We start from the raw sequence: 26,526 nt of genomic DNA on the forward strand, positions 1-26,526 counted from the left end.
CCAGGCCCATCCAGCTCCACGCTTGACAGACAACAACCGAATCGCTCAACGGCCTTGATTTCCATCCCGATTGACCGTTGTTGATCATGCAGAAACGTGACTCCTGGGAGGTGAATATGCGACCGGCCTTACCACCTTGATGAGCCCTACTATCGGCTCGCCATGACACCAGCAGGGAAACACCAGGTGAGCCGGACGGACACAACCCGCCGGGGCAGCCGGCAAGGTCGGGCGGGCATCCGGGACGTGGCCGCCGCTGCCGGTGTCTCCATCACGACCGTCTCCGACGCGCTCAACGGCAAGGGCCGCTTACCCGACGCCACACGCCGCCATGTCCGAGAAGTCGCCGAACGGCTGGGCTACCGCCCCTCCGCCGCGGCCCGAACCCTCCGTACCGGCAAGTCAGGACTGATCGGCCTGACCGTGACCACGTACGGGGATGAACCTTTCACCTTCACCGAATTCGCCTACTTCGCCGAGATGGCCAGGGCCGCGACCTCCGCGGCGCTCGCCCGCGGCTACGCCCTCGTCATCCTGCCCGCCACCTCCCGGCACGACGTCTGGTCGAACGTCGCGCTCGACGGCACCGTCGTCGTCGACCCCTCCGACCACGACCCGGTCGTCACCGAACTCGTCCGCCAGGGCCTGCCCGTCGTCTCCGACGGCCGCCCGGCCGGCACCCTCCCCGTCACCGCCTGGGTCGACAACGACCACGAGGCCGCCGTACTCGACCTGCTCGACCATCTCGCCGCGGCCGGCGCCCGCCGGATCGGGCTGCTCACCGGGACCACCACCGACACGTACACCCGGCTCTCCACCACCGCCTATCTGCGCTGGTGCGAGCGCGTCGGACAGGACCCGGTCTACGAGTCCTACCCCGCGCACGACCCCTGCGCCGGGGCCGTCGCCGCCGACCGGCTGCTCGCCAGACCCGACCGCCCCGACGCGGTGTACGGGCTCTTCGACCCCAACGGCACCGATCTGCTCGCCGCCGCACGGCGCTACGGCCTGCGGGTGCCCGAGGACCTGCTGCTGGTCTGCTGTAGCGAGTCCACCGTGTACGCGACCACCGAACCGCCCATCACGACGCTGTCGCTCAAGCCGCGCCGTATCGGCACCGCCGTCGTCCAGCTCCTCATCGACGCCATCGAGGGGATCGACACCGGGCGGCCCGTCGAACAGGTGATACCGACAGAGCTGATCGTGCGGACCTCGTCCCAACGGCGCCCGCCCCGCACCACGGTCAGCGCTCCGAGGTCCCCCGCCAGGGACTGACGCCCGGCCGGCCCGACACCCGGGCCCGGCTCCGGTCCGGTCCGGTCCGGTCCGGTCCGAGTCCACATCGGGTCCGAGTCCACATCCGGTCACCGTCCGGTCCCGGTCCGGTCCAGTTCGAGTCCGGCGCGTGAGTGACGCGTGAGCGACGCGAAGGGGATTCGGAGGGAGCAATTCGGGCGATCCGTGTGAAAACAGCCGGTGAAACGTGGGTGGAATCGGATTGACCACCCCTGGTGCGTCACACAGGGGTGGCTGCATTCCTATGATGGGCGCACGACACCGCGGACCTTCCCCTACCTCCGGTGGGGATGTCCCCGCCCGGCCAGGCGGGCCCGAGAGGTGTACGCCAGGCGCGACGGTGGTGGAGGGGTCGATGACGCAGGGGGCCGGGACCGGTCAGGGACCCGTGGTGCGGACGGCGACGTTGCGCGACTTCCGGGTACCGCCGTACACACAGGTTCCCGTGCGGCCGGGACAGCCGGGGCAGCCCGCGCCGCCCGAACAGGCAGTGCCGGGCGGTGAGTCGGGGCAGCCCGGCGAGGCCGTGCCGCGGGCGGTCGCGGTGGCCCCCGAGCCGGCCGCGGCGTCGCCGCTGCTCGCCGAGCGGAACGGCTCGCCGGGCCGGCTGAGCATCACGCCCAGCATCGATCCGCGCAGCCTCGTCGGTACGCTTCCCGGCGCCCCGGTCCTGGCCACGGCACCGGCCACGGCACCGGCCCCGCTCCCGACGCCGGTCGCGGCACCCGCCGTGCCCGCGACGGCCGTTGCGGCACCCGTGGCACCCGTGGCACCCGCCGCGCCCGTCGCGGCACCCGCCGCCGACGTCACACCCCCGGTCCACCCCGGCAACGCCGTCCCGCACGACGAGATCCCCGAGGGCTACACCCCCACCGAGCGCGACCTCCCGGTGATCAACCGCGGTGACACCGCCCGGGTCCTGGTCGAGACGGTGGAGAGCCCGGTCGCCCCGGACGGTCTCGGCCCGCTCTTCGTCGTCGGCGACGTCCACGGCTATCTCGACGAACTCGTCGCCGCCCTCACCGAACAGGGCCTCATCGACGCCGACGGCGGCTGGTCCGCCGGCAACGCCCGCCTGTGGTTCCTCGGCGACTTCACCGACCGGGGTCCCGACGGCGTCGGCGTCATCGACCTCGTCATGCGGCTCTCCGCCGAGGCAGCCGCCGCCGGTGGCTACTGCAAGGCCCTGATGGGCAATCACGAACTGCTGCTGCTCGGCGCCAGGCGCTTCGGCGACACCCCCGTCAACTCGGGGGCGGGCACCGCCACCTTCCAGGCCGCCTGGCTGTTGAACGGCGGTCAGAAGGCGGACATGGAGCGCCTCCAGGACGTCCATCTCCAGTGGATGTCCCGGCTCGACGCGCTGGTCGAGGAGGACGGGCATCTGCTGATGCACTCCGACACGACCGCGTACCTCGACTACGGCAGCACCATCGAGGACGTCAACGACAACGTCCGCGCCATCCTCACCCGCAACGACGCGGACGAGTGCTGGGACATCTTCCGCAAGCTCACCAAGCGCTTCGCGTTCCGTGACAACGGCGGCCCGGAGGCGGCCAGGGAACTGATGGCCGCGTACGGCGGCGGACGGATCGTTCACGGCCACAGCCCGATTCCGTATCTGCTCGGCGAGGTCGGCACCGAGGACGCCTCGGACGGCGCGGAGGACTCCGGACCCGTGGTCGACGGCCCGCACGTGTACGCGGACGGGCTCGCCATCGCCATGGACGGCGGAGTGACCATGGCCGGAAAGCTACTGGTCGTACAGCTCCCGCTGCATAACTGAGCAGAGTGGGGGCAGGTCATTTCAGTGAACTCCCTGTCACCCCGTGCCTTAACCGCTCTACCATCGGCTCATCCGTAGCAGGCTCTCCTCCGTTTTCGCCAATCGTCCGCTCCTGGTGGGCAATTCGGCCTCACGGAGCATCGGGGGATGCACATGAACAGCGCTCCGCATCTGCTGAACGAGGATCGCGCCGATTTCGAGCGGATTCTCGACGAGACGCTGCGCCATGCGCACGATCGTCCGGATCTGGCCGATGTCGGACAGCGGCTCAATACCGAACAACTGCGCACGATGGCTCTGGGCGCGACCTCTCTGATAGCCGCCGCGGCTGCGGCCGAGTACGAGCACTTCGCCAAGGTCCGGGAGGAGTTCCGTACGCCGGCCGGCCCACCGGTGGGCGACTCCGTACTGTCCCCGGCGCAGGCGCCCGGCGAGACGGGCGCGGGTCTCGCCGCCGTCGTCGCCGTCCTGGTGCCGGCCCTCGCGGGCGCGGCGGCCGTGGTCTTCCTGCTCGTCGGCGCACTGCTGAGGCTGCTCAGCCCGGTGCCCGCCTTCTCCGGCACGCTGCTCACCGTCGGCTGGTTCTTCTGCGCCGTCACGGCCGTCGGACTGGCTGTCGCCGGGGCCGGGCTGCTGATCACCGCCCTGCGCAACGCGTCGACAGAGGTCTCGGCGGGTGAGACGGACGGCTCATGGCCCGACGAGGTGTCACGGGCCCGCGAGGCGTGGCGCGTCGCCGTACTGGAACGGGGAATCCTGCCGTTCCTGCGCGAAGCCCTGGCCGCGCCCGACGTGGAGCCCACGCCGAAGGCCCGGCCCGCGCAGCATCTGCCGAAGATGGGCTACAGCCGCCCGAACTTCTCCAGCCCCGGCGACGGCGCGACGACCGGCCAGCGCCCCACGTTCTCCAGCCCGGACTTCTCCAGCCCCGACTACGGCGGGCCCGAGCACCGGCCGGAGTGACCCACAGGGGCGCGGCACATGTCCTGAGCGACGACTTCCGGCCAGTCCTGCCGTAAGGCTTGGACTGAACCGATCGGCGGCCCGGTCCGTAGCGAGGAAAGAACCAATACCTCCGCACGGTCCGCGAGGGAGCACCCGTTGCCGAACCACACCGATCAGGAATATGCCGCCGCAGTCATGCATATATACAGCGATCACCCGACCGAGCGCAGGATCCTGAAGGGGTATCTCCCGGTAGCGAACGAGAAGTTTCCCGGGATCATCGCCGGAGATACCATCGCGGTTTATCTGTACAACCTCAAGAGCGAAAGGGCATACATAGGGCCCTTGATGGAGAGAGCCCTGAATTACGCGGAAATACCTCTGGAACCGCGGGCGAGTGGTCGCGGACTAAGAATTTCAGGAAACACTCCGAGCATTCACACACTGTACAAAACAGAGAAAGACATGAAATACGGCGCGACCATCCGGGACCTTTACGGCCTGGCCGGGGGCACCGGCACCCCCATGATGGAGAAGGGAATTCTGCCGAAACCGTCGAGCGGGCCCGGCGAACTGAAAACCATCGTGAGCCATCTGAACCGGATCAGAAGCATGGGCTCGAAGCTGGGTACGTCAGTGGAAACAGCGCTCCGGGAGGCGGAGATCCCGTTGGTGACGCGGCGGGACAAGGACGGGAATCCCGACGGCTTCACCATATCGCCGACCGCGCCGCTGGGCGCCCCGAAACCGATCCTTGGAATTCCCGCCCAGAATCAGCCCCGGAACCATAACAGGGTCCCGCCCCAGCCACAGCCCCAGGCCCGGATCCAGCCCCGGATCCAGGTCGACCCGCCCCAGCCGCAATTCGCCGCGCACACCTATTCCTATGGCCAGGAACAGCAATATCATTTCCCGGCCGGCGCCACTCAGGAGGCGCCCGCGCAGCCGGTGTCAGCGGCCGGTGAGCTGCTGCCCCCCGGTTACCAGCAGTCGCAGGCCGGTCCCTCCCGGCCGGACACCTCTTCGTACAGTCAATATCTGCGGCAACTGGCTAACGGCCAGGCCTCCCCCTCCCACAGCAAGCCCGGTCGCCGTCCCTGACCCTCGCTTCCGACGGCGACGGTGGTGGGGGCACCGCTCTGCCCCTCACCACACAGTCGCCGCGCGTCAGTCGGCCAGCGGCAGATACACCCGGTTGCCGCTCGCCGCGAACTCCTTCGACTTGGCCGCCATACCCGCCTCGATCTCGTCCTGCGAACCGCCGTGGTCACGCCGGATGTCGTGCGAGATCTTCATCGAGCAGAATTTCGGCCCGCACATCGAGCAGAAATGCGCGGTCTTCGCCGGCTCGGCGGGCAGCGTCTCGTCGTGGAACTCCCGTGCCGTGTCCGGGTCGAGCGCCAGATTGAACTGATCCTCCCAGCGGAATTCGAACCGCGCGTCCGACAGCGCGTCGTCCCACTCCTGCGCCCCCGGATGCCCCTTGGCCAGATCCGCCGCGTGCGCCGCGATCTTGTAGGTGATGACACCGGTCTTCACGTCGTCGCGGTTCGGCAGACCGAGATGCTCCTTGGGCGTCACGTAGCAGAGCATCGCCGTGCCCCACCAGGCGATCATCGCCGCGCCGATGCCGGAGGTGATGTGGTCGTACGCCGGGGCGACGTCCGTCGTCAGCGGGCCGAGCGTGTAGAACGGCGCCTCCTCGCAGATCTCCTGCTGGAGGTCGATGTTCTCCTTGATCTTGTGCATCGGGACATGGCCCGGACCCTCGATCATGGTTTGTACGTGGTGCCGCTTGGCGATGGTGTTCAGCTCACCCAGCGTCCGCAACTCGGCGAACTGCGCCTCGTCGTTGGCGTCGGCGATCGAGCCGGGGCGCAGGCCGTCGCCGAGTGAGTACGTCACGTCGTACGCCGCGAGGATGTCGCACAGCTCCTCGAAATTCTCGTACAGGAAAGACTCCTGATGGTGCGCCAGACACCACGCGGCCATGATCGAGCCGCCGCGCGAGACGATCCCGGTCTTGCGGCGGGCTGTCAGCGGCACATAGCGCAGGAGCACGCCGGCGTGAACGGTCATGTAGTCGACGCCCTGTTCGGCCTGCTCGATGACCGTGTCCTTGTAGATCTCCCAGGTCAGCTCCTCGGCCTTGCCGTCGACCTTCTCCAGGGCCTGGTAGAGCGGCACGGTGCCGATGGGGACGGGGGAGTTGCGCAGCACCCACTCGCGGGTGGTGTGGATGTTGCGGCCGGTGGAGAGGTCCATGACCGTGTCGGCGCCCCACTTGGTGGCCCAGGTCATCTTGTCCACCTCCTCCTCGATGGAGGAGGTGACGGCGGAGTTGCCGATGTTGGCGTTGACCTTCACCAGGAACCGCTTGCCGATGATCATCGGCTCGATCTCGGGATGGTTGACGTTGGCGGGCAGTACGGCGCGGCCCGCGGCGATCTCGTCGCGTACGACCTCGGGTGCGACGTTCTCCCGGATGGCGACGTACTCCATCTCCGGGGTGATGTCCCCGCGCCGGGCGTACGCGAGTTGGGTCACCGGCTGTCCGGCGCGGCCCCGGCGCGGCTGGCGCGGGCGGCCGGGGAAGACCGCGTCGAGGTTGCGCAGCCCGCCGCGCGGTGAGGTGTGCTTGAGGCCGTCGTCCTCGGGGCGGACGGGGCGGCCGGCGTACTCCTCGGTGTCGCCGCGGCCGATGATCCAGTTCTCCCGGAGCGGTGCGAGCCCGCGCCGTACGTCGGTCTCGACGGTGGGGTCGGTGTACGGCCCCGACGTGTCGTACAGCGTCACGTCGTTGCCGTTGGTGAGATGCACCTGACGGACCGGCACCCGGAGATCGGGGCGTGAACCCGCCACATACCCCTTGTGCCAGCCGATCGGCCTGTCCTCGCCCGTGGGGTCGGAGGCAGACGTGTGTGTGTCCTGAACGGTCATGGAGACCTACTCCCTACGCCGGCATTACCCGGTAACAGGTTCGGCGGTCGACGCAGCGAAGGGGTCCGGGAAGTCCCGGAACTCCACAGTCAGCGTCCTCTCAGCCCGGTGCTCCGAGCTCCCGCGTGTGTAAAGGCACCACCACGCTAACGCCATGCCGGGCGTGCTGAACAGAGGGCCTCCGTCGTTCTTGCGATGATCGGTCGGTGACCTCACCCCAGCAGACACCCGAGCCGCACGGCCACTCGCACAGCCACGGGCCGGCCGCACCGGTCTCCCAGCACCTGCGCAAGGTCATCGCCGCGGTGCTGATTCCCTTCGCGACGGCGGTCGTTGTCGGTCTCGTCGTGCTCTGGCCCGGCGGCGCCCCGGCGCACGAACGTACCGGTGTCGGCTTCGACCGGCAGACCCAGCAGGGCGAGGTCGTGAAGATCGAGAAAGTCGACTGCAAGGACGTGAACGCCGCTCAGGTCCCGCCGACGGGCGACACGTCGACGCCGGAGGGGCGTGAGGCGCAGCGCGCGCAGACCGGGGACTGTGTGAAGGCGACGGTCGAGGTGAAGAGCGGCAAGGACACGGGGCGCAAGTTCGTCGAGGTCGTCCAGCCGGACGCGCCACGGCAGTTTCACGTGAAACAGGGTGTGGTGGTGGCTTATGCCCCCGACGCTCCCCGGGATCTCCAGTACTCGGTCACGGACGTGGACCGTACGGTGCCGATGGCGGTGCTGGCCGGGATCTTCGCGCTCGCGGTGATCGTGGTGGGGCGGTTGCGCGGGCTGATGGCCCTGGTCGCGCTGGTGATCTCGTTCGCCGTACTGACGCTCTTCATCCTGCCGGCGATCCTTCAGGGCTCGAACCCGCTGATCGTCGCGGTCGTCGGGGCGAGCGCCATCATGCTGATCGCGCTGTATCTGTGCCACGGTCTGACGGCCCGTACGTCGGTCGCCGTCCTCGGCACGCTGATCTCGCTGCTGCTGATCGGGCTGCTGGGCTCGCTGTTCATCGGCTGGGCGAGCCTGACGGGCAACACCGACGACAACACCGGTCTGATCCACGGGCTGTATCCGGAGATCGACATGAGCGGTCTGCTGCTGGCGGGCGTCATCATCGGATCGCTCGGCGTGCTCGACGATGTGACGGTCACCCAGACGTCGGCGGTGTGGGAGCTGCGTCAGGCGGATCCGACCATGGGGCCCCGCGCGCTCTACCGGGCGGGGATCCGGATCGGCCGCGACCACATCGCGTCGGTGGTCAACACGCTCGTACTGGCCTACGCGGGCGCGGCGTTGCCGCTGCTGCTGCTCTTCACGATCGCGGAGTCGAGCGTGGGGACGGTGGCGACCAGCGAGCTGGTGGCCGAGGAGATCGTACGGACCCTGGTGGGGTCCATCGGGCTGGTCGCGTCCGTGCCGGTGACCACGGCCCTGGCGGCGCTGGTGGTGTCGGCGGACCGGCCGGGGTCGCCGGGCGCGGCGTCGGCGGAGAGCGCGACGGGGGCGCCCTCAGGGGCACCCTCGGGAGCGCCGTCGAAGGCGTCCTCCGGGGGCCCGTTCGGCGGGCTGCGGACGCGGGGCGGGGGCGGGCGACGCCGTAAGGCGTAGAGCCCGCCGGCCGCCGACGGTGGCGGGGGCGGGATGGCGGCGGATGGCGGCGCGGGTGGCTCAGCCGGCGTTCTCCTCCGCGAGGATGCGGCCGAGCGTCTCCTCCAGGTCGGTCTCGAAGTCTCCGAGCGTCATCTCCTGGCCGAGGGGGACCAGCCGGTCCGTCCGGTCGAGGAAGGCCACCAGCGGCGGCGCGCTGACCCGGAACAGGGCGTGCTCGGCGCCGACCTGGAGTCGGATGTGGACGTCGGAGAGTTCTTCGGGCTGGGTGGGCGAGATGTAGACGTCGCCGTCGCCGCTGGGCTCGTTGATGCCGTCGACCAGCAGCTCGCGGCCGAAGGCCCAGGTGACCGGGGCGTCGCCGGGCAGATGGAACGTCATCCGCACCGCGTAGGGGTCCGCCGTCTCGTAACGCAGTTCCACGGGAATTCGGAAGGAGAGCTCCTCGGAGACGAGGAAACTCATCAGGACTTCGGCCTGAACCAACTCGCGCATCATGTACCCCGCAGTGGATGACGGAAAGTTACGGAGAGTAAGAAATTCGGAGGGATTTTGGGGGTTTGAAGGGTGAAACGTCCGATATTGGTGCCCCTTGATCCTCTTCTTAATCGTCCAGTACGCAGTATCGGATCACAAGGAGTGATATTTCAGATACTGATAGAGAATTCCAGCGAGCCGATCATGTTTCCGATCTCTTTGCATAGCCGTTCGACAGCGGGAAGCAGCTTTTCCTCCTGATGCAGCGGCACGGACGTCGCGAGAGCCGCGATCGTCGCCCCGGCCCTGATCGGTACGGCGGCGCAGACGTGACCGAGCACATACTCCTGGCGCTCGAACACGGGCCCCGTACGCCCCATGGCACCCAGACGTGACAGCAGGGTGCGCCGGTCGGCGACGGAGAAGGGGGTGAGCGGGCCCACGGGGTGCCGGTCCAGATGGTCCCGGCGGGCGTCCTCGTCGAGCTGGCTCAGCAGACACTGGCCGATCGCGTGCGCGTGCGCGGTCTCGCGGAAGTCGGCCCATTCGGCGACGGCGGGCGCGGCGGGGCTGTCGGCGATCGCGACGACCTCGATCTCGCCCTCGCGGTAGACCGCGAAGTACACCGGCGCCCCGATCACATCGCGGCAGTGCTCCATCGATTCGGCCATGGTGCGCCGGGCCCGGCCCAGCCGCGGGCCCGCACCGCTCACCAGGCGGTCCACCGCGTCGCCGAGGAAGAACATCCCCTTCTCCCGGCGGAGATAGCCCTCGTGGGTCAGGGTCCGTAACAGGTGATAGGCGGTGGGGAGGGGAAGACCGGCCTCGCGCGCGAGCTGTTTCGCCGGGGCGCCGTTCGGATGGGCGCCGGCCGACTCCAGCAGGCGCAGCGCACGTCGCACCGAACCGATCAGGGTTGGGGCAGCTGGCGTGGTCGCTGTGGCCAAAGGTCACCCCCAGGCGTACTGACGGGCGTGCGCCCGCTCGCGGGGGCCGCCCCCGCGCCCGCCGCACCCTCGGGGACCTCGGACAGAGTCTGAGGTCCGGCGCCGAGAACTCGCACAATGCGTTGGTCAAAACGACCGTCGACGCTGTTTTCGCAGGATGTGGCAGAGGCTTGCCACTCTAATGGCAGCTTCTGAGGAGGGAGTGGTTTCGGATCCGCCATTCCCCCGCGCGGGCTAACGGCGGGGGTGTGGCCGAGGGTGCGGCCCGGGGTGGGGCCGGGGGTGCGGCCCGGGGTGGGGCCGGGGGTGCGGCGCCGCCCCGACGGGGCGGCGGGGCGGTCTACCAGTCGCCGCGCGAGGACGAGGACGAGGTGAATTTCCGTACCGCGAAGACGAGCCCGCCGACCAGCGCCACCAGGATCAGCGCCTTGAAGAGCAGAGCGATCACAAACCCGACCACGCTCGCGATGAGCCCGCCGAACACGACGAGAACGACCACAGGCAACGCGATCCACTTCACCCACCAGGGCATTCCCGCGACAATCTCCCGTACGGCCATCGTCCCTACCTCGTTCCATGAGTCCTGACGTTCGTTCCGCTGCCTTCGATGCTAGAGCGGCGCGGCCCGGAACGGAGGTCCCGGAGCCCTGGAACACCCCTGACCCGACCCTGACGAAAGGGATGAGGGTCCGCGGTCGCCCGTCTCCTCCCTGAGCCGGGGGCCGTCTCAGCCCTCAGGAGGGGAGAAGACGACCATCACCCGCAGGTCCTCGCTGATGTGGTGGAACTTGTGCGCCGTACCGGCCGGGACGTAGACGACGCTGCCCCGCCCGACCTGCGTCGTCTCCATGCCCACGGTGATCGCCGCCCGCCCGCTCACGACGAAGTAGACCTCGTCCTGGCTGTGCGGCTGCTGCGGGTCGGTGGTGCCGGCGTCCAGCGCGTACAGGCCGACGGACATGTTCCGTTCCCGTACAAATTGCAGATACGCACCGTCGTTGGCGGCACGTTCCGCCTCCAGCTCGTCCAGTCGGAATGCCTTCATGCCACGATCTCACCATGAAGAATTTCGTAGTCAAGACGATCGCCAACGCGGGAGCGCTGGCCGTGGCGATCTGGTTGATCAATGACATCACCCTGACCGGTGACAGCACCGGCAAGAAGGCTCTCGCGCTGGTGGTCGTGGCGCTGATCTTCGGTGTGGTGAATTTCGTCGTCAAGCCGATCGTCCAATTGCTGACACTGCCGCTGTTCATCGTCACCCTGGGGCTGTTCACCCTGGTCGTGAACGCGCTGATGCTGCTGCTGACCTCCTGGCTCGCCGACAAGCTCGATCTGAGTTTCCATGTCGAGGGCTTCTGGACGGCCGTGCTCGGCGGGCTCATCATCTCGATCGTGTCGTGGGCGCTGAACGTCGTGCTCCCCGACGACAAGGACTGATCGCCCGTGGCGAGCGAGACGGGCGCCGCGCCGGGCCCGGGCCACACGGTGCCGGACTTCGGGACGGGGGACGGCACCCGGGCCGTACGGGCCGGACTGCCCGACCCGGTGAAGTACGAACCGACCCTGCCGGGACCGGTGTTCGCCGCGCACTTCCATCTGCCGGGCGAGCCGACGGGCCCGTACACCTACGGCCGTGACACCAATCCGACCTGGACCTATCTGGAACGGGCCATCGGCGAGCTGGAGGCCCCGGGCCGGGCCGTCGAGACGGTCACCTTCGCCTCCGGGATGGCCGCGATCTCGGCGGTGCTCTTCTCCCAGCTGCGGACCGGCGACGCGGTCGTGCTGCCGGACGACGGCTATCAGGCCCTGGCGCTGCTGCGGGAGCAGCTCACGGCGTACGGCATCGAGGTACGGACCGCCCCCACCGGCGGCGACGCGCAGCTCGGTGTGCTGGCCGGTGCCCGGCTGCTGTGGATCGAGAGCCCGTCCAACCCCGGGCTCGACGTCTGCGACATCCGCCGGCTGGTGCGGGCGGCGCACGACGAGGGCGCTCTCGTCGCCGTCGACAACACGCTCGCCACCCCGCTCGGGCAGCGCCCCCTGGAACTCGGCGCGGACTTCAGCGTGGCCAGCGACACCAAGGGCACGACGGGCCACGGCGACATCCTCCTGGGCCACGTGACCTGCGAGGACGCCGAACTGGCTGCGGGTGTACGACGCTGGCGCAAGATGGCCGGTGCCATCCCCGGGCCGATGGAGGCCTGGCTCGCCCATCGCTCACTGGCCACCCTCCAGCTGCGCCTCGACCGTCAGTGCGCGAGTGCGCTGGTGCTCGCGCGGGCGCTCGGCGGGCGCGCCGAGGTGAGCGGGCTGCGCTACCCCGGGCTGCCCGACGACCCCTCGCACGCCGTCGCGTCCACCCAGATGCGGCGCTACGGGTGCGTCGTGTCGTTCGTCCTGCCCGACAAGGAGCACGCCGAGCGCTTCCTGGACGGGCTGCGCCTGGTGGACGACGCGACGAGCTTCGGCGGGGTACGGTCCACGGCGGAACGGCGGGGGCGGTGGGGCGGCGACGCCGTACCGGAGGGCTTCGTCCGGCTCTCCGTGGGCGCCGAGGACCCCGACGACCTGGTCGCGGACGTACTGCGCGCGCTGGCCGAGGCCGCGCCCTGACAGAGGTGCGAGACAGAACGGGCGGTCCGAACCTCCCCCCTCGTGGCTCGGACCGCCCACGGGTTCCACGCGCGAAGAACCACGCTCACAAGGCTAGTTGACTGTGCGTCAGTGTCCAATCACAGTAGCGACAGCCGCCTATCGACTTATTTATAGTTGGACGCTCCGGCGACGGGCCCTGGGACGGGTTCGCGTGGGGCCGGAAGTTGAGGAGGGCTGTCATGGACCTGGCCCTGCTGCGTACCTTCGTCACCGTCCACCGAGCCGGCTCCTTCACCCGCGCCGCCGCCCTGCTCGGGCTCTCGCAGCCCGCGGTCACCGGCCAGATACGCACCCTGGAACGCCAGTTGGGGCGCCCGCTGTTCCTGCGCCAGGCCCGCGGCGTCACCCCCACCACCATCGGCGACGAACTCGCCCACCGCGCGGCGCCCCACCTCGACGCACTGGTCGAGATCACCGAGACCGGGCTCGACGACGAGTCGGGCGTACGCACCCTGCATCTCGCGGGGCCGCCGGAGTTCACCTCCGTACGGGCCCTGCCCGCGCTCACCCCCCTGATCAGTCAGGGCCTCGCGCTCCGCGCCTCCTTCTTCGCCAACGCCGAGGAGACCCTGGACGGCCTCGCCGCCGGACACCACGACCTCGCCATCGCCACCGCCCGGCCACGCGGCGGCCTGCTGACCTCGACCCCGCTCTGCGACGAGGAGCACGTCCTGGTCGCCTCGCCGCGCTGGGCGGCGCGGCTGGGCCACGACGTACTGCGCAAGGGCCACGTCGTGCTGGAACAGCTGCCCGTGGTGGAGGTCCACGAGTCCCTGCCGCTCGTCTCCCGCTACTGGGCGTCGGTCTTCGACTCCCGGCCGGCCGCCGCCGGCGCCGTCATCGCACCCGACCTGCGCGCCGTCCTGGAGAGCGCGGCGGCGGGCGCCGGACTGGCGGTACTGCCCCGCTATCTGTGCGAGGCCGCCCTGGAACGCGGTGAGATCGTCGCTCTCTACGACCCGCCGGTGCCGCCGCTGCGCACGTACTTCCTCGTCGTACGCACCGGCACGCTCGCCCTGCCGCACATCGCGCGGGCGCACGAGTGGCTGCTGCGCGCTTCGGTGGACTGGTGACCGCCGGGGCCCGGGGAGTTTCGACACGCCCTTATCGGGCCACGCTCTTCCCATGACCGAACGGCCCGTGGTCAAGCGCACCGCACGCGCCATCCTGCTCGACGGCGACCATCTCGTCCTCATCAAGCGCACGAAGCCCGGGGTGGATCCGTACTGGCTGACGCCCGGCGGCGGCGTCGAGCCGTACGACGCCACCGTGGTCGACGCGCTCCACCGCGAGGTGGACGAGGAGCTGGGCGCCAAGATCACCGATGTCGTGCCGTGCTTCGTGGACACCGTCGAGCACATCGCGGACCACGGGGTCACCGGCGTGAAGGTGCAGCACTTCTTCGTCTGCCGCCTCGCGTCGATGGACCCGTCGCTGCGGCACGGACCGGAGATGGACGAGCCGTGCGGTGAGTACGAGATCGTACGGGTCCCGTTCAGCCGGGTCGGGATCGCCGCCGTCCATCTCGTACCGCTGTCGCTGCGGCACTATCTGGACGGCAACATCGAGGGCGTACGGGCGATGCACGCGCCCGACCTGGGCTGATCCCGCTAGTCGCGCTGCTGCCCGAGCAGTGCGAACGCCTCGCGCAGATCGCCGCCCGTGTAGGTGTGGGTGGCGAGACCCGCCAGATGGTGGTCCGCGTTCATCGCCACCGCGCGGGGCACGGAGGCGAAGATCGCCGCGTCGGACAGGGAGTCCCCGAAGGCGACACAGTCGTCGAGCCGGACGCCGAACCGCGCGCACAGCTCATTCGCGATCCGCACCTTGGCCGCCGTGTCCAGGATCCCCGCCCGGTCCACCGGCTGGGTGAACGGCAGGGCCGGCCAGCGTGAGCCGTGTGTGGCGTGCGCGCCCCACGGCAGCAGGAGGTTCACGAAGAAGTCCGGTGAGAGCGAGATGACGGCGCAGTAGTCGCCCCGCGCGCGAATGCCGTCCCAGACCTCCCGGATCCCGGCCAGCCACGGTGCGCCCTCGAAGGCCGCCTCGACCTGTGCGGCGGTGAGCTCCGCCCACAGCTCCCTGGCCAGTACGGCGAACTCGGCGGGGGCCAGACCGGCGGTCAGGAATTCGCGCTCCAGCGCCGCGATCTCGGCACTGACCCCGAGCTGCCGGGAGATCTCAAGGGCGGCGGCCGAGCCGCGGATCAGTGTGCCGTCGAGGTCGAAGAGGTAGAGGGTGGGGGCGCGGTCACGGTCCTGGGCGCGGACGTCGGCGCGGATGTCGGCGCGGTCGTGGGCGCGGATGTTTTCGCCGATGTGCTTCCCGGGGCTGTCCATGTACGCCGAGGTTAGTACGGGCGGTTACTCCCGCCGTCAGACGCCCTGCGGCGCGAATCACGACACCGTGTTTCACGTGAAACCACTCAAGCGGCCCGTCCGCCGGGCACTCCTCGTCGTCCATGTCGCCGTCTCCGTGAGCTGGCTGGGCCTCACCCTGGGTCTTCTCACGCTTGGAATCACCGCGTACACCACCGGCGACGCCACCCTCACCGACGCCTCCTACCGCGCGATGAAGGTCTTCTCCGACTGGCTGCTCGCACCCGTCGTCGTGATCACGCTCGTCAGCGGACTGGTGCTCTCCCTGGGGACACCGTGGGGGCTGGCCCGCCACCACTGGGTCTGGATCAAGTTCTGGATCACCCTGGTGACGGGCGCGGCGACGGTCTTCGCGCTGCGGCCGGGGATCGTGCACGCCGCGGGCAGCGGCGGGATACCCGACAGCAGCCTGGTCGCCGCGCCGTCGGTGGCGACCGGTGCGTACCTCTTCATGACCGTCATCTCGGTGCTGAAGCCGTGGGGGCTGACGCGCCGGGGACGGCGGCTGCGGGCGGAGCGGGTCGGCCGTAGGACATCAGGAGAGCCCTCGAAAGGCGAGCCCGCGAAGAAGCCCCTCAGCCCGATCGCCTGAGTCATGCCGGATCGCCTGAATCATGCCGGTCGGACGAGGGTCGGGGCGGAGGCGGTGGCGCCGGTGGTGTCGGTGGCAGCGGCCTCGCTGTCTCGGGGACCACCACGGCGTTCCAGGGTGTGCGAGACGACGGCGAGGAGCAGCGCGGACGCGGCCAGCACGGCACCGACCCAGTTGGGCGCGGTGTAGCCGAACCCGGCCCCGATGACCAGACCGCCGAGCCAGGCGGCGAGGGCGTTGCCGAGGTTGAACGCGCCGATGCTGACGGCGGAGGCGAGCGTCGGGGCGCCGGACGCCTGGTCGAGCACGCGCTTCTGGAGCGGCGGCACGGTGGCGAAACCGAGCCCGCCGATCAGGGTGATGGTGACGGCCGCGGCGATCTTGTCGTGCGCGGTGAGTGTGAACAGCGCCAGGACCACGGCCAGGGCCCCGAGCGACACGTAGAGCATGGGCATGAGATGGCGGTCGGCGTACCTGCCGCCGATGAGGTTGCCGCCGACCATGCCGAGGCCGAGCAGCACCAGGAGCCAGGTGACGGAGGAGTCGGCGAAGCCTGCGGTCTTCGTCATCATCGGGGTGATGTAGGTGATCGCGGCGAAGACACCGCCGAAGCCGAGGACCGTCATCCCCATGGCGAGCAGGACCTGGACGTTGCGGAACGCGGCCACCTCGTGGCGCAGCCGTACGCCCTTCGGGCGCGGCTGCTCCGGTACGAGCTTGGCGACACCGGCGAGACCGACGACGCCCAGGCCCGCGACGAGGAGGAAGGTCGCGCGCCAGCCGGTGGTCTGGCCGACGTACGTCCCCAGGGGGACGCCCACGACGTTGGCGAGGGTGAGTCCGGTGAACATCATCGCGATGGCGCCGGCCCGTTTGTGCGGGGCGACGAGCCCGGCGGCGACGACCGAGCCGATGCCGAAGAACGCGCCGTGGGCGAGCGAGGCGACGACACGGCCGGTGAGCATGAGACCGAAGGTGGGGGCGAGCGCGGACAGCACGTTGCCCGCGATGAACAGGCCCATCAGCAGCATCAGCATGCGCTTACGGCTGACGCGGGTGCCCAGGATCGTCATGACCGGGGCGCCGAGTACGACTCCGAGGGCGTAGCCGCTGACCAGATGGCCCGCGGTGGGGATGGTGACCCCGTACTCGGCGGCGACCTCGGGGAGCAGCCCCATGATCACGAATTCGGTGGTCCCGATCCCGAACGCCCCGATGGCCAGGGCGAGGAGTGCGAGAGGCATGGGTGAGGGCCTTTCCCGGAGAGGTACGTCGGTGCGGTCGGTGCGTGGCTCACGGTCGGTGCGCTGCTTGACGTCAGTGAGCTGCTTGCGTGCACGCTTTACGAGCGTGGACAATACTTGCAGACGCCGTTTAATTGCAAGCGCGCTATATTGCACACGTGCCCTATCCTGGTCACAGGAAGCTCCCGTCGACGGAGACGGTCGCTGAAGACGTCGGAGACGACGGAGGAAGACGACATGCCAGCCACGGACCCCGCACTCACCGCCCTCGCCCAGGGCTGGGTGGCCCTCTCCCTCCTGCACAGCAGGATCGAGTCGCACATCGAGCGGGCTCTCCAGAGCGGGCACGATCTCAGCGTCCGCGAGTACTCACTGCTCGACGTCCTCAGCCGCCAGCACGACGGCGAGGGCGGGCACCTCCAGATGAAACAGGTCGCCGACGCCGTGGTCCTCAGCCAGAGCGCGACCACCCGGCTGGTCACCCGCCTGGAGGACCGCGGACTGCTCACCCGCTATCTGTGCCCGACGGACCGGCGCGGGATCTACACCGATGTCAGCGAGTCGGGCCTGCGGCTGCTGGCCGAGGCACGGCCGACGAACGACACCGCGCTGCGCGAGGCACTGGACGCGGCGGCCACCAACCCCGAGCTGGCACCGCTGGTCAGGGCCGTGGAGGAACTCCGTGTGCCCGCCGGATCGGCCCCGGCGTAATCTGCGGACCATGAACGATCTGCACATACGGCCGGCCGACGCCGGCGACCTCCCGGAGATCGTGGCGATGCTCGCCGACGACCCGCTGGGCGCGGCGCGCGAGTCGCCGGACGACCTCACCCCGTACCTCAAGGCCTTCGAGCGGCTCGCCGACGACCCGAATCAGTATCAGGTCGTCGCCGAGCGCGACGGACGGGTCGTCGGCACGCTGCAACTGACGATCATCGCGGGCATCTCCCGCCGGGGCGCGACGCGTTCGGTCATCGAAGGCGTACGGGTGCACGCCGACGAGCGCGGCTCCGGCCTCGGCACACAGCTGATCCAGTGGGCCATCGACGAATCCGGGCGCCAGGGCTGCCAGTTGGTCCAGCTGACGTCCGACGCGTCACGTACGGATGCCCGGCGCTTCTACGAGCGGCTCGGCTTCACCGCGTCCCACATCGGATTCAAGCTGAGCCTGTCGGACCCGGCGTAGCCCCCGAGGGGAGGATGGGCCGGGATCGGCGCGTAGTCACCGAGGGGGATGGGCCGGATCGGCGCCGCGTCCGGTTTCACGTGAAACATCACCGGACGCGAGATCTCACAGACCGCGCCAGCCCTGCTCGTCCACCCCGCCCGGGACCGCGTCCCCCGGCTCGTACGGCTCACGGGTGTAGACGAAGGAGCCCAGATCGAGATGGCTCACCTCACCGTCCGGGCGCCGTACGACCTTCAGCGTCTCCCCCGTGTAGTAACCGTCGAGCCCCTGCCAGGTGCCGTCCGGCCGCGCCACGAACCGGGAACGCCGGCCCGCCGCGCGCAGCGGCTGGAAGTCGAGACCCCGGTCCGCCGTCAGACGCAGGACGAACGGGGTCGCGCCCCAGTACCAGGGACCGGTCAGCGCCAGCAGTTCCTGGTCGACCTCGGGCAGTGGCCGCCACGGCTGGGGGATACGGGGCTCCGCGTCCGCCACGATGCCGATCAGTTCGGCGGCGACCACGCCGACGAACGGTCCTGAGGTGGCGTTGGCGAGCGTGACCGCGACCAGTCCGTCCTCGGCACTCACCCAGAGCGCGGCGATGAAGCCCGGCAGCGAGCCGGTGTGCCCGACGAGCGTACGGCCGGCCCCTTGGACGAGCTGGAAGCCGAGCCCGTAACCGCCGCCCCACTCCCCGCCCTCGGGCGGCGTGGCGGGCCTCAGTGCCTCCTGGAGGGACGCGGCGCTCAGCACCCGGTCGTCGCCCTCGGCGAGGAAGGCCCCGAAGCGGCACAGGTCCTCGGCCGTCGACCAGAGCTGGCCGGCCGGGGCCATCAGGCCCAGATCCTCGGCCGGTTCGGGCAGGATCGCGTCGGCCCAGGGATGCACGGCGAAACCACCGGCCGCCGGGGCGACGGGCCGCGCGGTCGTACGGTGCATCGACAGCGGCTCCAGCACCTCCCGCCGCAGCACCTCCTCCCAGGACGCGCCACGCACCGCCTCGATCAGCGAACCGAGCAGCGTGTAGCCGGGGTTGGAGTAGTGGTGCAGCCTGCCGGCGGGATGCAGCACGGGCTGCTCACCGAGCACGTCGGCCAGCTCGGGGCGCGTCGTCCCCGGGGTGCGCTCCCACCAGGGGGCCGGCGCCTCGGCCGCCAGACCGGCCCCATGGCCCAGGAGCTGCGCGACGGTGACCTCGCCGACCCCGGTGCCGGGAAGGTGCTTCTCCAGCGGGTCCGCCAGATCGAGCAGCCCCTCGTCCCGCAGCCGCAGCACCAGAACCGCGGTGAAGCACTTGGTGATCGAGCCGATCCGGTACTGGGTGTCCGCGTCGGGCTCATGCCCGTCCACACAACTGCGCCCGGCCGACCAGACGGTGCGCCCGTCGCGCGCGACCGCGCCGACGACCGAGGGCGCGCGGCCCTCGGACTGCGCGATGGCGATGCGATGGAGCAGGGCTCGCCGGGTACCGGGAAGAAGATCTTCGAAGGGTGAGGTCATGGCACCACATCTATCGGTGGAGCCCTGCCGCGTCGACCACATTTCCGCCTGTCGCGGCGGCGGACGTACTGGCGGACGTACTGGCGGCGTACTGGCGGGCGTACTTTGGTCGACCCGGCATCGGCGAAGAGCCATACCTTGGGCCGACACGGCTGTACAGAAGGCGGATTCCCCGCCCGGACACCCGCTCCTAGCGTCGGGGCATGACAGCCGAGACGACGAGTACCGACAACGGCGAGCCCCCGGCCGCGCCCCCACGCGGAGCCGTACGGCCTTCGGAGCGCGCGCTCGCACCCGACCTCGCGCGCGGGCTCATGCTGCTGTTCATCGTCCTGTCGAACACCGCCTTCCATCTCTGGGCGGCGCGGCGCGGACCCTCCGGCTGGCAGCCGGTGGACGGGGGATGGCTCGACAGAGCCGTCCAGTTCAGCATGATCATCGTCCTGGACCTGCGGATCTATCCGCTCTTCGCCTTCCTCTTCGGATACGGGATGACGCAGCTGTTCCTGCGTCAGAAGGCGGCGGGCACCTCGGAGCGCGCCGCCGTCACACTCCTGCGCAGGCGAAGCCTGTTGCTGATAGCCATCGGCCTGGCGCACTCCGCCCTGCTCATGGCGGGCGACATCGTCGCCTACTACGGCCTGTTGAGCCTCGCCCTCGGCTGGCTCTTCCTCCGGCGCGGCGACCGGGCGCTCGGCTGGTGGATCTGGATCGGGGCGGCGCTGATGGCGGGCAGCGCCGCGCAGCCGGTCGTGACGGTGCTGCTCCAGGGGGATCTGGGCGCCGTGGGAGACGCCGGCGCGGAACCGGGCGCCGACGCGTACGCGGCGGGTCAGGACGGCTGGCTCGCTGCGGCCGGCACCCGCGTGGTCACCGGAGCGTTCATCACCTTCGCCGCCGCGCCCGCGTCCCTGATCGGCGGCGCCTATGTGATCTTCCTGCTCGGCTTCTGGGCGGCGCGACGCCGGATCCTGGAGGAGCCGGGGCGGCACCTGCGGCTGCTGCGCCGTACCGCCGTCATCGGTGTCACGGTCGGCTGGCTCGGCGCGCTGCCCGCCGCGCTGGCCCATGTCGGCGCGATCACCGTGCCGGACGACGCGCAGAGCGAGTCAGGAGTCCTCACCGCGCTCAGGGACATCACCGGCAACGCCGCCGGGCTCGGATACGTCGCCGCCGTCGCGCTGTTCGCGCACTGGTGGACCCGTCGGCAGGACCGCCGGGGCGCGCGAGCCGTCCAGGCGGTGTCGGCGGTCGGCAAACGCTCGCTGTCCTGCTACCTCGCGCACTCGCTCATCTTCGCCCCGCTGCTGGCCGCATGGGGCCTGGGGCTCGGCGAGCATCTGACGAGCGCCACGATGGCGCTCGTGGCGACCGGCGTGTGGCTGGTGACGGTGGCCGGGGCGGACGGCCTGGAACGCGCGGGCCGCCGGGGACCGGTCGAGGCCCTGCTCCGCCGGCTGATGTACCGGTCCGGCGACCGGTCCCGGTCCCGAACCTCAGCCTGACATCGGCGGCACCGGCGCCTCGTAGTCGGGCAGCACCAGCGCCGAGTGGGCCGCGTGCCCCTCCTCCGCGCCCGTTGTCACCATCGCCTTCCCCGCCGTGTCCGGGGCGCTCAGCACCGCGTTGCGGGCGTCCAGTTCCTCGCGCGTCGCCGGTGTCACCACATGGCTGCCGCCGGTCGCCAGCGCCTGGTTGCGCTCCGCGAAGGGCCGCATCCTGTGCTCGTACGCCGCGAAGGCGGCCGTGTGGTCCGCGTGCGAGGCGAGTTCACCGGCCAGCACATACGCGCCGACCAGCGAGACGCTCGATCCCTGGCCGGAGAGGAACGAGGTGGCGTGCGCGGCGTCGCCCGCCAGCGCGACGCGGCCGTGGGACCACCTGTCCATGTGGATCTGGCTCACGATGTCGAAGAAGAGGTCGTCGGCCTCCCGCATCGCCTCCACCAGGCGCGGCACATGCCAGACCTGCTCGGGGAAACGCGCGGCCACCAGGTCGCGCTGGGCCGCCGGGTCGCGGAACGCCTCGAAGGGCGGGGTCGCGCGGCTGAAGGTGAGGAAGCCGTGCAGGCTGTCGGACGGCTCGTGGGCGTAGAGGACCGCGCTGCGCCCCGGCTCGTTCCAGATGACGCCCTCGTGTGCGAGCCCGAAGTCGTTCGGCAGCGTGAAGCCCGCGAAGACATACCCGAGGTAGCGGTGGAAGGGCTCCTCGGGGCCGAAGACCAGCCGGCGTGTGTTCGAGTGCAGTCCGTCCGCGCCGACCACGAGGTCGAAGGTGCGGCGCGTGCCGCTGTCGAAGACGACGTGTACGGCGTGCCCGTCGTCGTCCAGCGTCGCGATCGAGTCGTTGAAGAGGAACTCGACCCGGTCGCGCAGCGGTGTGTAGAGCGCGTCGGCCAGATCGCCGCGCCGGACTTCGAGGTCGAGGCCCGCCTCGCCCCCGGTGATCTGCTCGGGCTCCAGCGCGCCGACCGTCTCGGCAGCCGCGTCCAGGAAGGTGATCCGGCGGGTGTTGACGTGGGCTTCGCGCAGGCGGGGCAGCAGGCCCATGCGGTCCACGACGTCGCGGGCGGTGCCCCGTATGTCGATGGCGTACCCGCCGCCGCGCACGGCGGCGGCCTTCTCGACGACGGTCACCTCGAAGCCGTACCGGTCGAGCCAGTACGCGAGAGCGGGGCCCGCGATGCTCGCTCCGGAGATCAGTACGCGGCGGGCGGGACGGGATACGTGGTTCATTGCTTCTCACCTTTCCGCCGGGGGTGCCCCGGCCTGAAGGCGGTACGCGCGGCGCGAGCGGTGTGAGCCGCAGGAGCAGCGAAGATGCGTACCTTAGGTATCCTTATGGAGACCATACGGCGCCCTTGTCGACGCCGGCCGCTCCCCACGATATAGATACCTAACTCAGGTATGCAAATGGAGAAGCCATGACCCCCGAGTCCCCCGGGGCCCCCGTACCGGAGAATCCGCGCCCCGAACTGCTCGCGGTGCTGCCCCGGATCACCCAGCTCAGCGCCGCCATCACCAAGGGCGGGCTCGCCGGACGCGCCGCCGAGGCGGCCGGCCTCGCCCTCGACCGCCCCGCCCTCGGCGTACTGCTCACCCTCCGAACGGCCGACAGGCCGCTGCGGATCGGCGAGATCGCCGAACGCATGCAGGTCGTGGGCCCGCACGTCACCCGCCAGGTCCAGGCCCTGGAGAAACGCGGACTCGTACGACGTGTCACCGACCCGCACGACCGCCGGGCCAGCCTCATCGAACCGACCGACGCCGGTACGGAGGGGGCCAACCGCTACATGACCTTCCTGTTCGGCTGGTTCGCCGAAACGCTCACCGACTGGCCCGCACAGGACCGCGACGACCTCGCCCGGCTCCTCGCCCGTCTCGTCGACGACGTGACGGCCCGCCTGGCACGCTTCGACAACCCCGGCGATCCCGACAATCCGGGTTCGGGCGCGGGCTGAGCCACGCGCAATCTGCGGCGGACGATGAGCTCCCACTGGCCGACAGGCGACCAGCAGCCGGGCGGCCCCCGGCCGACCCGACTCGACCGCCCCCAGGACAGGCGTGCCGGGTGCGAGCCCGTCGGGTCATCGGCTCAGGTCTGCGCCATGTCCACGAAGCGGGAGTAGTGGCCCTGGAACGCCACCGTGATCGTCGCCGTCGGGCCGTTACGGTGCTTCGCCACGATCAGGTCCGCCTCGCCCGCGCGCGGGGACTCCTTCTCGTACGCGTCCTCCCGGTGCAGCAGCACCACCATGTCCGCGTCCTGCTCGATGGAGCCCGACTCACGCAGGTCGGAGACCATCGGCTTCTTGTCCGTACGCTGCTCGGGGCCACGGTTCAGCTGGGAGAGAGCAATCACCGGCAGCTCCAGCTCCTTGGCCAGCAGCTTGAGGTTTCGCGACATGTCCGAGACCTCCTGCTGGCGGCTCTCGGCGCGCTTGGAGCCGCCGGACTGCATCAGCTGGAGGTAGTCGATGACCACCAGCTTCAGTCCGTTGCGCTGCTTGAGCCGGCGGCACTTCGCGCGGATCTCCATCATCGACAGGTTCGGCGAGTCGTCGATGTACAGCGGCGCCTGCGAGACGTCCGGCATCCGGCGGGCCAGCCGTGTCCAGTCCTCGTCCGTCATCGTGCCAGAACGCATGTGGTGCAGCGCCACCCGTGCCTCGGCCGAGAGCAGGCGCATCGCGATCTCGTTGCGCCCCATCTCCAGCGAGAAGATGACGCTCGGCAGGTTGTTCTTGATGGAGGCCGCACGCGCGAAGTCCAGCGCGAGCGTCGACTTGCCCATGGCGGGACGGGCCGCGATGACGATCATCTGGCCGGGGTGCAGCCCGTTCGTGAGCGAGTCGAAGTCCGTGAACCCGGTGGGCACACCCGTCATCTCGCCGCTGCGTGACCCGATCGCCTCGATCTCGTCGAGCGCGCCCTCCATGATGTCGCCGAGGGGCAGATAGTCCTCGCTGGTGCGCTGCTCGGTGACCGCGTAGATCTCGGCCTGGGCGGAGTTGACGATCTCGTCGACGTCGCCGTCCGCCGCGTATCCCATCTGCGTGATCTTGGTGCCGGCCTCGACGAGACGACGCAGCACCGCGCGCTCGTGCACGATCTCCGCGTAGTACGACGCGTTGGCCGCCGTCGGCACCGACTGGACCAGCGTGTGCAGATACGACGCTCCGCCGACGCGGGTGATCTCACCGCGCTTGGTCAGCTCCGCGGCCACCGTGATGGGGTCGGCCGGCTCGCCCTTCGCGTACAGGTCGAGGATCGCCTGGAAAACGGTCTCGTGCGCCGGGCGGTAGAAGTCGTGGCCCTTGATGATCTCCACGACGTCGGCGATGGCGTCCTTGGAGAGCAGCATGCCGCCGAGCACGGACTGTTCGGCGTCCAGATCCTGGGGCGGCACCCGCTCGAAGCCGGGTGATCCGCCGTCCCACGCGGCGTTGTCCCTGCCGCGCTCGTGCTGCTCCTCGCGGCCTCTTCCCTCACCGCGGCGCTGGCGGGAGACGGGCAGACGATCGCTCGGACCGGCCTCGGTCCAGGGGTCGTCCAACGGCTCGGGAATGCTCATCCGGCCACCTCCTCCCGTCCGCCAAGCGGACCTCGCCGTGCCACTCTTTCTACGGCACGACACTGACAAATCGAGTGGCCTGACTCCGGTTCCGGCGCGTCGGACGTCGGTCCACGGTAGGCCCGCGGGGACCGTCCGCCAATCTGGTTATCCACAGGCCATGTGGACGAAAGACCATATGCTGTGGAGAACTCCGTTGAACCTGTGCACGGACCGGGGGACAGCACTGTGGACAACCTTGCGCTCCTCGCGTCGCACCCACTCTGACCTGGCCTTTCTCCATCCACCGGCTGTGGGGGAGAAAAACTTTTCAAGCTGGTCCAAGATCCGAGCAAACGGCGCACAGCAGTGCCCGAATCCTGCCCGATAGTAAGGATCACTGGCGCATTGCATCTCTTACCTGTGGAAGATTAGATTGAGCGCATGACACAGGTCCCCACGGCACCCGGGCCCGGACCCGACAGCCGGTCCAAGGCCGGCCGCCGACGGCACGATCGCGAGATCGTCGCGCTCGCCGTACCCGCCTTCGGCGCGCTCGTCGCCGAGCCGCTCTTCCTGATGGTCGACAGCGCGATCGTCGGCCATCTCGGCACTCCGCAGCTCGCCGGTCTCGCCATCGCCGCGGCCCTGCTGACGACCGCCGTGAGCGTCTTCGTCTTCCTCGCCTACGCCACCACGGCCGCCGTCGCGCGCCGCGTCGGCGCGGGTGATCTTCAGGCGGCCATCCGGCAGGGTATGGACGGGATCTGGCTCGCCCTGCTGCTGGGCGCCGTCGTCATCGCCGTCACCCTGCCCCTCGCCCCCTGGCTCGTCGACATCTTCGGCGCCTCGGACACCGCCGCCCCGTACGCGATCACCTACCTGCGAATATCCAGCCTCGGCATACCCGCCATGCTGGTCGTCCTGGCGGCGACCGGCGTCCTGCGCGGTCTCCAGGACACCCGTACCCCGCTGTACGTCGCCATCGGCGGCTTCGCCGCCAACGCGGTCCTCAACGTGGCGCTCGTCTACGGCGCCGGGCTCGGCATCGCCGGCTCCGCCTGGGGCACCGTCATCGCCCAGTTCGCCATGGCCACCGCCTATCTGGTGGTGGTCGTACGGGGCGCCCGCCGCCACGGCGCCTCGCTGCGGCCCGACGCCGCGGGGATACGGGCGAGCGCCCACGCCGGCGTCCCCCTTCTGGTCCGTACGCTCTCCCTGCGCGCGGTTCTGATGATCGCCACCGCCGTCGCGGCCCGTCTCGGTGACGCCGACGTCGCCGCCCACCAGATCATCCTGTCGCTGTGGAGCCTGATGGCCTTCGCGCTCGACGCCATCGCCATCGCCGGACAGGCGATCATCGGCCGGTATCTGGGAGCGAACGATCCCCAGGGCGCGAGGGACGTCTGCCGTCGCATGGTGCAGTGGGGCGTGGTCTCCGGTGTGGGGCTCGGGGTGCTCATCGTGCTGGCGCGCCCGTTGTTCATCCCCCTCTTCACCGGCGATCGACTGGTCCAGGACACCTTGCTGCCGGCGCTTCTGGTCGTCGCGGTCACCCAGCCGATCGCGGGCATCGTCTTCGTCCTGGACGGTGTGCTGATGGGCGCGGGCGACGGCCCCTATCTGGCGAAGGCGATGGTCGTCACGCTGGCCGTCTTCGCGCCGGTCGCCCTGCTGGTGCCGGTGTTCGGGGGCGGACTGACCGCTCTGTGGTGGGCCATGACGCTGATGATGGCGGTCCGTCTGGTGACGCTGTGGCTGCGCACCCGGTCCGGCCACTGGCTGGTCACCGGCGCCACCCGCTGACGCCGGCCGACGACGGGCCGACGACGGGACAAAACCGGCCGACGGCCGAGCGGCGGCCGGCCGAACCTCCGCCGTTTCACGTGAAACAGCGAGAGAGGGCCGCACCCCCGGCTGGGGTGCGGCCCTCTCGCTG

25 protein-coding genes and 1 riboswitch are annotated in these 26,526 nt (G+C 70.0%); of the genes, 15 read left to right on the forward strand and 10 right to left on the reverse strand.

Annotation, left to right across the window (positions count from 1 at the left end; genetic code table 11):
- Positions 1-162: 162 nt before the first annotated feature.
- The 4 genes from ACFYNU_RS31245 to ACFYNU_RS31260 all read left to right on the forward strand — a co-directional run bounded on the left by ACFYNU_RS31245 (position 163) and on the right by ACFYNU_RS31260 (position 5,128).
- Positions 163-1,275 carry a LacI family DNA-binding transcriptional regulator gene (locus ACFYNU_RS31245; protein ID WP_031230698.1) on the forward strand — a complete coding sequence of 371 codons (1,113 nt, stop codon included), beginning with the start codon at positions 163-165 and terminating at the stop codon, positions 1,273-1,275.
- Positions 1,276-1,651: 376 nt separating this feature from the next.
- The gene (locus ACFYNU_RS31250; protein WP_388767884.1) at positions 1,652-3,082 is read left to right on the forward strand and encodes a metallophosphoesterase; all 1,431 of its coding nucleotides are present in this window, start codon (positions 1,652-1,654) and stop codon (positions 3,080-3,082) included.
- 147 nt (positions 3,083-3,229) lie between these two features.
- Positions 3,230-4,045 carry a hypothetical protein gene (locus ACFYNU_RS31255; RefSeq protein ID WP_356595646.1) on the forward strand — a complete coding sequence of 272 codons (816 nt, stop codon included), beginning with the start codon at positions 3,230-3,232 and terminating at the stop codon, positions 4,043-4,045.
- Between the two features lie 138 nt (positions 4,046-4,183).
- On the forward strand, positions 4,184-5,128 hold the full coding sequence (locus ACFYNU_RS31260) for a hypothetical protein (protein ID WP_356595644.1): 945 nt from the start codon (positions 4,184-4,186) through the stop codon (positions 5,126-5,128).
- 66 nt (positions 5,129-5,194) lie between these two features.
- On the opposite strand, the gene thiC is transcribed toward ACFYNU_RS31260, so the two are convergent.
- Complete coding sequence (gene thiC / locus ACFYNU_RS31265) at positions 5,195-6,967, reverse strand: phosphomethylpyrimidine synthase ThiC (protein WP_356595642.1); 1,773 nt, start codon at positions 6,965-6,967, stop codon at positions 5,195-5,197.
- Positions 6,961-7,102: riboswitch (TPP riboswitch) on the reverse strand. It overlaps the preceding gene by 7 nt.
- 71 nt (positions 7,103-7,173) lie before the next feature.
- On the opposite strand from thiC, the gene ACFYNU_RS31270 reads away from it, so the two are divergent.
- Complete coding sequence (locus ACFYNU_RS31270; protein ID WP_356595640.1) at positions 7,174-8,568, forward strand: YibE/F family protein; 1,395 nt, start codon at positions 7,174-7,176, stop codon at positions 8,566-8,568.
- Positions 8,569-8,628: 60 nt separating this feature from the next.
- On the opposite strand, the gene ACFYNU_RS31275 is transcribed toward ACFYNU_RS31270, so the two are convergent.
- The 4 genes from ACFYNU_RS31275 to ACFYNU_RS31290 form a co-directional block, all read right to left on the reverse strand.
- A complete protein-coding gene (locus tag ACFYNU_RS31275) occupies positions 8,629-9,063 on the reverse strand; it encodes an SsgA family sporulation/cell division regulator (RefSeq protein WP_356595638.1) in 435 nt (144 codons plus the stop codon).
- 152 nt (positions 9,064-9,215) lie between these two features.
- On the reverse strand, positions 9,216-9,992 hold the full coding sequence (locus ACFYNU_RS31280) for a helix-turn-helix domain-containing protein (RefSeq protein ID WP_356595636.1): 777 nt from the start codon (positions 9,990-9,992) through the stop codon (positions 9,216-9,218).
- 340 nt (positions 9,993-10,332) lie between these two features.
- Positions 10,333-10,551 carry a DUF5326 family protein gene (locus ACFYNU_RS31285; RefSeq protein WP_356595634.1) on the reverse strand — a complete coding sequence of 73 codons (219 nt, stop codon included), beginning with the start codon at positions 10,549-10,551 and terminating at the stop codon, positions 10,333-10,335.
- A 168-nt stretch (positions 10,552-10,719) separates the two neighbouring features.
- Positions 10,720-11,037, reverse strand: coding sequence for a cupin domain-containing protein (locus ACFYNU_RS31290; protein ID WP_031230692.1), 318 nt, complete (start codon positions 11,035-11,037; stop codon positions 10,720-10,722).
- Between the two features lie 14 nt (positions 11,038-11,051).
- Between ACFYNU_RS31290 and ACFYNU_RS31295 the strand changes: the two genes are divergently transcribed.
- The 4 genes from ACFYNU_RS31295 (at position 11,052) to ACFYNU_RS31310 (ending at position 14,258) form a co-directional block, all read left to right on the forward strand.
- Positions 11,052-11,432, forward strand: coding sequence for a phage holin family protein (locus ACFYNU_RS31295; RefSeq protein WP_356595631.1), 381 nt, complete (start codon positions 11,052-11,054; stop codon positions 11,430-11,432).
- Positions 11,433-11,438: 6 nt separating this feature from the next.
- The gene (locus ACFYNU_RS31300) at positions 11,439-12,611 is read left to right on the forward strand and encodes a cystathionine gamma-lyase (RefSeq protein WP_388767894.1); all 1,173 of its coding nucleotides are present in this window, start codon (positions 11,439-11,441) and stop codon (positions 12,609-12,611) included.
- Between the two features lie 221 nt (positions 12,612-12,832).
- A complete protein-coding gene (locus tag ACFYNU_RS31305) occupies positions 12,833-13,726 on the forward strand; it encodes a LysR family transcriptional regulator (protein WP_356595629.1) in 894 nt (297 codons plus the stop codon).
- Positions 13,727-13,778: 52 nt separating this feature from the next.
- A complete protein-coding gene (locus ACFYNU_RS31310; RefSeq protein WP_356595627.1) occupies positions 13,779-14,258 on the forward strand; it encodes an NUDIX hydrolase in 480 nt (159 codons plus the stop codon).
- Positions 14,259-14,263: 5 nt separating this feature from the next.
- Here ACFYNU_RS31310 and ACFYNU_RS31315 read toward each other — a convergent pair whose 3' ends face one another.
- Positions 14,264-14,992 (reverse strand): haloacid dehalogenase-like hydrolase, encoded by a 729-nt coding sequence (locus tag ACFYNU_RS31315; protein WP_356595625.1) that lies wholly within the window; start codon positions 14,990-14,992, stop codon positions 14,264-14,266.
- Positions 14,993-15,068: 76 nt separating this feature from the next.
- Here ACFYNU_RS31315 and ACFYNU_RS31320 point away from each other — a divergent pair, with 76 nt between their 5' ends.
- Entirely contained in the window at positions 15,069-15,623 is a 555-nt protein-coding gene (locus ACFYNU_RS31320) for a DUF2269 domain-containing protein (protein WP_356595624.1), read from the forward strand.
- 20 nt (positions 15,624-15,643) lie between these two features.
- On the opposite strand, the gene ACFYNU_RS31325 is transcribed toward ACFYNU_RS31320, so the two are convergent.
- Positions 15,644-16,867 (reverse strand): MFS transporter, encoded by a 1,224-nt coding sequence (locus ACFYNU_RS31325; RefSeq protein WP_356595623.1) that lies wholly within the window; start codon positions 16,865-16,867, stop codon positions 15,644-15,646.
- Positions 16,868-17,104: 237 nt separating this feature from the next.
- Between ACFYNU_RS31325 and ACFYNU_RS31330 the strand changes: the two genes are divergently transcribed.
- A complete protein-coding gene (locus ACFYNU_RS31330) occupies positions 17,105-17,578 on the forward strand; it encodes a MarR family transcriptional regulator (RefSeq protein WP_356595621.1) in 474 nt (157 codons plus the stop codon).
- Between the two features lie 10 nt (positions 17,579-17,588).
- Positions 17,589-18,053, forward strand: coding sequence for a GNAT family N-acetyltransferase (locus tag ACFYNU_RS31335; RefSeq protein ID WP_356595619.1), 465 nt, complete (start codon positions 17,589-17,591; stop codon positions 18,051-18,053).
- Positions 18,054-18,158: 105 nt separating this feature from the next.
- Here the strand turns inward: ACFYNU_RS31335 and ACFYNU_RS31340 are convergent, their stop codons facing one another.
- Positions 18,159-19,535, reverse strand: a complete 1,377-nt coding sequence (locus tag ACFYNU_RS31340; protein WP_356595617.1) for a serine hydrolase domain-containing protein — start codon at positions 19,533-19,535, stop codon at positions 18,159-18,161.
- Positions 19,536-19,738: 203 nt separating this feature from the next.
- Between ACFYNU_RS31340 and ACFYNU_RS31345 the strand changes: the two genes are divergently transcribed.
- A complete protein-coding gene (locus ACFYNU_RS31345; protein ID WP_356595615.1) occupies positions 19,739-21,040 on the forward strand; it encodes a DUF418 domain-containing protein in 1,302 nt (433 codons plus the stop codon).
- Here ACFYNU_RS31345 and ACFYNU_RS31350 read toward each other — a convergent pair.
- Positions 21,032-22,270, reverse strand: coding sequence for an FAD-dependent monooxygenase (locus tag ACFYNU_RS31350; protein WP_356595613.1), 1,239 nt, complete (start codon positions 22,268-22,270; stop codon positions 21,032-21,034). The genes ACFYNU_RS31345 and ACFYNU_RS31350 overlap by 9 nt on opposite strands.
- 188 nt (positions 22,271-22,458) lie before the next feature.
- Between ACFYNU_RS31350 and ACFYNU_RS31355 the strand changes: the two genes are divergently transcribed.
- Complete coding sequence (locus tag ACFYNU_RS31355) at positions 22,459-22,995, forward strand: MarR family transcriptional regulator (protein WP_356595611.1); 537 nt, start codon at positions 22,459-22,461, stop codon at positions 22,993-22,995.
- 134 nt (positions 22,996-23,129) lie between these two features.
- Here the strand turns inward: ACFYNU_RS31355 and dnaB are convergent, their stop codons facing one another.
- A complete protein-coding gene (gene dnaB, locus ACFYNU_RS31360; protein ID WP_356595609.1) occupies positions 23,130-24,608 on the reverse strand; it encodes a replicative DNA helicase in 1,479 nt (492 codons plus the stop codon).
- Between the two features lie 423 nt (positions 24,609-25,031).
- On the opposite strand from dnaB, the gene ACFYNU_RS31365 reads away from it, so the two are divergent.
- Positions 25,032-26,393 carry an MATE family efflux transporter gene (locus ACFYNU_RS31365; protein WP_356595607.1) on the forward strand — a complete coding sequence of 454 codons (1,362 nt, stop codon included), beginning with the start codon at positions 25,032-25,034 and terminating at the stop codon, positions 26,391-26,393.
- Positions 26,394-26,526 lie beyond the last annotated feature (133 nt).

Source organism: Streptomyces sp. NPDC006643 (assembly GCF_042870175.1).
GTDB lineage: Bacteria > Actinomycetota > Actinomycetes > Streptomycetales > Streptomycetaceae > Streptomyces.

What these genes read in the sequence shown, in the direction of transcription:
- ACFYNU_RS31295 (WP_356595631.1), top strand. Translation starts at nt 11,052, where the DNA reads ATGAAGAATTTCGTAGTCAAGACGATCGCCAACGCGGGAGCGCTGGCC.
- ACFYNU_RS31245 (WP_031230698.1), top strand. Translation starts at nt 163, where the DNA reads ATGACACCAGCAGGGAAACACCAGGTGAGCCGGACGGACACAACCCGC.
- ACFYNU_RS31335 (WP_356595619.1), top strand. Translation starts at nt 17,589, where the DNA reads ATGAACGATCTGCACATACGGCCGGCCGACGCCGGCGACCTCCCGGAG.
- ACFYNU_RS31345 (WP_356595615.1), top strand. Translation starts at nt 19,739, where the DNA reads ATGACAGCCGAGACGACGAGTACCGACAACGGCGAGCCCCCGGCCGCG.
- ACFYNU_RS31355 (WP_356595611.1), top strand. Translation starts at nt 22,459, where the DNA reads ATGACCCCCGAGTCCCCCGGGGCCCCCGTACCGGAGAATCCGCGCCCC.
- ACFYNU_RS31275 (WP_356595638.1), bottom strand. Translation starts at nt 9,063, where the DNA reads ATGCGCGAGTTGGTTCAGGCCGAAGTCCTGATGAGTTTCCTCGTCTCC.
- ACFYNU_RS31315 (WP_356595625.1), bottom strand. Translation starts at nt 14,992, where the DNA reads ATGGACAGCCCCGGGAAGCACATCGGCGAAAACATCCGCGCCCACGAC.
- dnaB (WP_356595609.1), bottom strand. Translation starts at nt 24,608, where the DNA reads ATGAGCATTCCCGAGCCGTTGGACGACCCCTGGACCGAGGCCGGTCCG.
- ACFYNU_RS31290 (WP_031230692.1), bottom strand. Translation starts at nt 11,037, where the DNA reads ATGAAGGCATTCCGACTGGACGAGCTGGAGGCGGAACGTGCCGCCAAC.
- ACFYNU_RS31340 (WP_356595617.1), bottom strand. Translation starts at nt 19,535, where the DNA reads ATGACCTCACCCTTCGAAGATCTTCTTCCCGGTACCCGGCGAGCCCTG.
- ACFYNU_RS31330 (WP_356595621.1), top strand. Translation starts at nt 17,105, where the DNA reads ATGCCAGCCACGGACCCCGCACTCACCGCCCTCGCCCAGGGCTGGGTG.
- ACFYNU_RS31350 (WP_356595613.1), bottom strand. Translation starts at nt 22,270, where the DNA reads ATGAACCACGTATCCCGTCCCGCCCGCCGCGTACTGATCTCCGGAGCG.
- ACFYNU_RS31310 (WP_356595627.1), top strand. Translation starts at nt 13,779, where the DNA reads ATGACCGAACGGCCCGTGGTCAAGCGCACCGCACGCGCCATCCTGCTC.
- thiC (WP_356595642.1), bottom strand. Translation starts at nt 6,967, where the DNA reads ATGACCGTTCAGGACACACACACGTCTGCCTCCGACCCCACGGGCGAG.
- ACFYNU_RS31305 (WP_356595629.1), top strand. Translation starts at nt 12,833, where the DNA reads ATGGACCTGGCCCTGCTGCGTACCTTCGTCACCGTCCACCGAGCCGGC.
- ACFYNU_RS31285 (WP_356595634.1), bottom strand. Translation starts at nt 10,551, where the DNA reads ATGGCCGTACGGGAGATTGTCGCGGGAATGCCCTGGTGGGTGAAGTGG.
- ACFYNU_RS31365 (WP_356595607.1), top strand. Translation starts at nt 25,032, where the DNA reads ATGACACAGGTCCCCACGGCACCCGGGCCCGGACCCGACAGCCGGTCC.
- ACFYNU_RS31255 (WP_356595646.1), top strand. Translation starts at nt 3,230, where the DNA reads ATGCACATGAACAGCGCTCCGCATCTGCTGAACGAGGATCGCGCCGAT.
- ACFYNU_RS31325 (WP_356595623.1), bottom strand. Translation starts at nt 16,867, where the DNA reads ATGCCTCTCGCACTCCTCGCCCTGGCCATCGGGGCGTTCGGGATCGGG.
- ACFYNU_RS31250 (WP_388767884.1), top strand. Translation starts at nt 1,652, where the DNA reads ATGACGCAGGGGGCCGGGACCGGTCAGGGACCCGTGGTGCGGACGGCG.